Genomic DNA, 5565 nt, shown 5'->3' on the forward strand with positions numbered 1-5565 from the left:
CTCTGTACTTATTAGTTTTTGCTTTCTTTGCCGTTCCTATGGGGTTAGCGGGTCAAATGCTATTGGGTAATACCGTCCCTTCAGATACTTATGTACTGTTTTTACCTGATGTTACTCAGCAAACATGGCTAACTTTATTTGCCTTTTTAGGAGCTATTTCTGCAGCAAGCTCTATGGTAATTATCTCGGCTATTGCTTTAAGTACCATGCTTAGTAATGAAATTGTTTTTCCGCTGCTCTATCGTCGACAAAAAGTGGCACAAACTGACTATGACAATTTTCGTAAACGTCTGTTAAATATTCGCAAGCTACTAGCCTTGTTCGTTATCATGTTGGGTTATGGTGTTTTCATCATGGCTTCGCCAGATACACTGTCTTCGTTGGGAGAAGTCGCCTTTGGCGCATTTGCTCAACTTACACCGGCGTTAATTGCCGCTTTTTATTGGCGTCGAGCTAGCCTAGTCGGAGTCTATGCGGGCATATTAGTCGGTTTTATTTTATGGCTTACGCTGAATTTCTTACCGCAATTTGGCTTATATGCATCGCCCTTTGCCGAAGGCTTCTTACCAGTTAAAACTACCGCGACGCTGTTTAGTTTAGGCGCAAATATCATAGTGATGTGGGCGTTATCGCAAATAAGCCGACAGAGTGTACAAGAGCGAGTACAAGCCTCGTTGTTTCTCGAGTGGCAGTCACCAAAACTGTTAACAGTAGAGAAAAAACGCCAGTTAGATGTCAGAGATTTAGAATTGTTATCGTCTCGCTTTGTTGGCATTGATAAAGCGCGTGATAGTTTTAATAGCTTTTTATTGGCTAATGATAAAAAAGAGTTGGGCAATGCTGGCTATAACCAGCAATTATTGCAACACACTGAAAATACGCTAGCCACAGTGATGGGCTCTTCATCGGCTCGTTTAGTGTTGAGTTCAGCACTAGAAGGGCGTGATTTTGATCTGGATGAACTGGCGGTTTTAGTGGAAGAAGCATCCAGTCAAAAACAGCAGTTTTCTCAAGATTTACTGCAAAGTGCCATTGAAAACGCCAGTGAAGGTATTTCAATTGTCGATGATCAATTACGGCTAGTTGCCTGGAATAAAAAGTATTTAGACTTATTCGATTACCCAGCAGCGTTAGTCTATGTCGGCAGCCCTATATCCGGCCTTATTCGTTTTAATGTGCAACGCGGCTTGTGTGGCTCTGGCGATATAGAGTCGCAAGTGAACCGTCGACTAGACTTCTTACGTAAAGGCAGTCCACATAGTTCAGAGCGCCAACAAGCAAGTGGTCAAACAATCCGTATTGAGGGAAACCCTCTGCCCGGTGGTGGTTTTGTTATGTTGTTCTCTGATATCACCGCCTATCGACAAGCAGAACAAGTACTCAAAGAGGCAAATCTTGATCTGGAAACTCGGGTTTATGAACGGACCTTAACACTCGCTAAAACCAATGAAGCACTGGCCAAGGCTCATGAAAAAGCTGAACAAGCGCATTTGAAAAAAAGTCAGTACTTAAAAGCTTGTAGCCATGATCTGATGCAGCCCCTTGAAGCGGCGAGGTTATTCACTTCGGCGCTAGCTGAGCAAAGTAATTTAACCACAGTACAGCAAAGGCAAGTTGAGAATATTGACCGCTCGTTAAAGGCGGCCAATGATTTATTAGCGGATCTAGCTGAAATTGCCCGGTTAGAAAGTGGCAATATAAAAGCTAATGTGCGAGTTTTTTCGCTCAATGATCTATTTGAAGATCTAGCACAAGAATTTGCCGCATTGGCTATTGAGCAATCTGTCGAGTTTCGCCTAGTAGCAAGTAAGGTCTGGGTTAAATCTGATCGGCACCTACTAAGACGTATAATCCAAAACTTAGTTGGTAATGCTTTTAGGTATGCCAGTCCGGGCAAGGTGTTATTAGGCGCTCGGGTATTTAACCGGCAAGTGATTATTCAAATTCTCGATAATGGCCCAGGAATTCCAATTGAAAAGCAGGAAATTGTTTTTGAACAGTTTACTCAACTTAATACGCCAAAAAATCACGCGGGAAGGGGCCTGGGGTTAGGACTAAATATCACCCAAAGTTTGGCGCAGTTATTGGGACACACTTTAAGTTTACAATCGAAAGCCATGCAAGGCTGTAAGTTTTCTGTGCAAGTCGAGCAAGCCGAGCCTGTGGTGCAAGCTAGAGCGATTAATAAACCTAGCTTTAATGTAGCACTTAAAGATATCACCGTTTTATGCATAGATAACGATCCCGATGTGCTTAGCGGTATGGTTGAGTTACTTTCTGCATGGCAATGTAATATTTTAGCGGCGGACTCTAGAGAAACAGCGCTGGCAGAGTTTGCCAATCACAGTAATGAAATCGATATATTATTGGTGGATTATCAATTGGGCTATCAGGGTGATGATCCACAAAGTAAGCAAGTGGATGGTTTAACCTTGATTAAAGATTTACGTAGTCAGTGTCATCATTCATTGCCGGCGATATTAATCACCGCAACCACAGAGGCTGATATTGAAGATAAAGCTAAAAGCTACGATGTTGGTTATATGCGTAAGTTAGTTAAGCCTGCTGCATTACGAGCAATGATGAGCGCAATGCTGGCGAAGAAGTTACAGGCGGATTACGTGGGTTATAGCTAGGATTAGGTTATATAACGATGAGTGCACTGTTATAAGTCAGGGCGAAAAAGCTACAAGCTGATTATGTTGGTTATAGCTAAATTTAGCTATAACCACGTATGAATGTAAGATTATACTGCAAACTTCATGGAGATTTCTTAACGGGAGCGTTTAGTCAATTGAAAAATAGCTGTAAAAAATATTAGTTTCGAGCGGTAAGCAATAACATCTTTTTAAGCTATCTACGATGTATTAATTACTGACAGTGTGTTGTCTGGACAGAATAAGTTACTGTATGGGGATCTGAATAACGAGACTTAAGATATAGGTTTACTTGTTTACCGCAGCTCTGCACGGCTAACACTTGACTTTTATAGGCAATATCAGTATCCCAGCATTGTGCCACATCGATTTCACGATCAATGACATACACTGCATGTGAGCTGTTTATCTGACAAGATAAATAACTAATATCATCGAAGTTGTTGTCACCACCGCAAGCAGATAAGGTAGCCATTAGGCTTAAAATAAAAAACTTTTTCATGTTATTCCCCTTTGGCATATTGGTTGGTAAATGATTCGTTAATCACTACACGAGAATTACAAGGCACTTGAAAGTATTCATGATCATTATGTCTAACTTGCAGCTCAAGCTGCTTATAGCCAGAGCAATTGAGTTGAGCTCCTGATGCTGGCGCTAAATTGAAGATTTTGCCATGAATATCAATTTCAACAACTCCATTGGAAAAGTTTTGAATTGCTAAGGTCGTTAATTCGGTGCTATAGACATTAATATTATCTACTGGTGAGGTGTATTCACTGCCAATTACCACCGAGGATAATAAGGTTAATGGTAGCGCCAAAATTTTATACAGATACATTTTAATTCCTTTTTGCTAGTAAAACTGAAAACAGCACAAGCTGCGCAGAATGTATTACCGCTTATTACTCATAGATATGAGTAATATTTGATCCATCGTTTTAATTTCACATAATATCGCATAATTTCAAAGTATTAGAAACCTTGGGCTGATAAGTTTTCCCCTGATATTGAGGGTTATTGATATTTGTATTTAATAAGGCAGAAACACTAGTTTAGTGAGCATTAATTCATTTAGGATGATACTTTCTATATTCGATATTTTACTTATGTCATAAATGTTAGTAAAAGCTAGGGAACTCAAATTACTTTTAGTGTTCTATATTCATCTGAATAAAGCATTATAATATGGAGATTGCTCTTGTTGTTTAAGAAAAAAAGGCTGTTTACTCTGCTTAAAACCCTTGTTTATGTCACGTCTTTAACTGCATTAGCCAGCAAATCCAATGCTATCGAGTTTAGTGAAGTTATTATTAATTCGCCCTATAAGCTCACGCAAGAAATTATTGCTGCTGATGTCCTAGCGAGTAAAGGCAAGGAACTGCTTACTTTTTCTGTTGATGAACAAAGTAATCGTTGGTTAATTATTTATCAGCTAAACCATGATACTAATCAGTATGTGGTTGCAGAAAAGACCATCATACCTAAACAATTTTATCGCTTTGATTTAAGTGAACAAAAATCCGATAAAAAAGATATAAAACAAAAGCTCTACTTCCTGTCCGCGGATTCATTAACATTTTATCAAAATAAACAGTTTACATCACTAGCCAGTATTGAGTCGTTATACATTCAAGAGCAGGCTGACTTCCTTAGTCGCGGCAATTTTATTCAAGATCTAAATAATGATGCCTTTGCTGATGTCATTATTGCCGATTTTAATAACACTCATATTCTTATCGGGCAGGAAAAAGGTGGTTTTGTTAGCCAAGTACTGCCGATAAAGCCTGAAGTGCGGGTGTTTTCATCAGGGGCAAGTTACACCCAAGCAAAGCTCTACTTTAATGACGTCAACTTTGATGACAAAACTGATATTTTACTGGTCGGCGATGGAGAAATGATTATATATGCGCAAATCGAACAGAGTTTGTTTGCTCCCACGGCGATTCATTTACCCATTAATGAAGCGATCAGTGGTACAGAATGGTGGAATAAGCGTGATGAAAGTGGCGAGCAACTAGACCAAAGTGATTTGGAGTACCGAAAATTAGAAGAACTGCGCGATGTTAATGCCGATGGTATTGTCGATATGGTGGTGCGCTATACCAAGGCTTCAGGTGTACTCGATCGTGTTAATGATTATGAGATATTTCTTGGCCATAATAATAAAGGCGAATTAAGTTATGCTCAACAGCCTGATAGTGTTATTCATGCCGAAGGCACACTGACTGGCTTAGAATTTGTCGATATTGATAATGATGACAAGCTGGAGGTGTTACTCGCTGGCTTTGATATTGGTTTATCGCAAATTATTGGCGCCTTAATCACCGGTGGTATTGACCAAGATGTTTATGTCTTTAAAATGAATGCACAAGATAAGTTCCCAGCTAAGCCGACGATTCAAAAAGAGGTTGAGCTAACCTTTAGCTTAAGCTCTGGCCAAAGTGGTAGTGCCGTGGTGAAGTTGGCTGACTTAAATGGTGATGGCCTAAAAGAGCTTATTTTGTCCGATGATGATGAGTTGAAAATATACCTAGGTAAAACAGCCAGCAAGAGTAAAAAATCATCCAAGCATAACAAATCATTTAAAAAACGCAGTCTTAGCTATAGCACTCAGTTACCTAAAGATGGCAACCTAGTCATGGTTGAAGATTTAAATGGCGACGGCAAAGATGATTTACTGATGAAATTCTCTCGCCTTGATGGTGAAGATAAGGCTAAAGAGTTTAAAGTGCTTTTTTCAAAGTAACTTCGACCATCGTTATAGCAGTTTCATTAATTAAGTGATCTATTTTATACGTAGGAAAAAAGACTAAATACAAGGCATTTATTTTAATAACTAGTTGTTCAGGACAATATGCTCCTGCATTGTCTAATAAGCTGCATCCATACAGTGTTAATTATTAAATA

4 protein-coding genes are annotated in these 5565 nt (G+C 39.3%); 2 read left to right on the forward strand and 2 right to left on the reverse strand.

The genetic code is table 11. From position 1 onward, the window contains the following. The coding region (locus HRT50_RS17380; protein ID WP_291616842.1) for a PAS-domain containing protein at positions 1-2636 on the forward strand (2636 nt) is incomplete at its 5' end. A gap of 235 nt (positions 2637-2871) precedes the next feature. Here HRT50_RS17380 and HRT50_RS17385 read toward each other — a convergent pair. Both HRT50_RS17385 and HRT50_RS17390 read right to left on the reverse strand, forming a co-directional pair. Beyond that, on the reverse strand, positions 2872-3159 hold the full coding sequence (locus tag HRT50_RS17385) for a hypothetical protein (protein WP_291616844.1): 288 nt from the start codon (positions 3157-3159) through the stop codon (positions 2872-2874). A gap of 1 nt (position 3160) precedes the next feature. Continuing rightward, positions 3161-3496 (reverse strand): hypothetical protein, encoded by a 336-nt coding sequence (locus HRT50_RS17390; protein WP_291616846.1) that lies wholly within the window; start codon positions 3494-3496, stop codon positions 3161-3163. Positions 3497-3859: 363 nt separating this feature from the next. Here HRT50_RS17390 and HRT50_RS17395 point away from each other — a divergent pair, with 363 nt between their 5' ends. Further along, positions 3860-5404: a VCBS repeat-containing protein gene (locus HRT50_RS17395; RefSeq protein WP_291616848.1), complete on the forward strand. Its 1545-nt coding sequence runs from the start codon at positions 3860-3862 to the stop codon at positions 5402-5404. Positions 5405-5565 lie beyond the last annotated feature (161 nt).

The sequence above is a fragment of the Colwellia sp. genome (assembly GCF_013215345.1).
In the GTDB taxonomy this organism is placed as follows: Bacteria; Pseudomonadota; Gammaproteobacteria; order Enterobacterales; family Alteromonadaceae; genus Colwellia.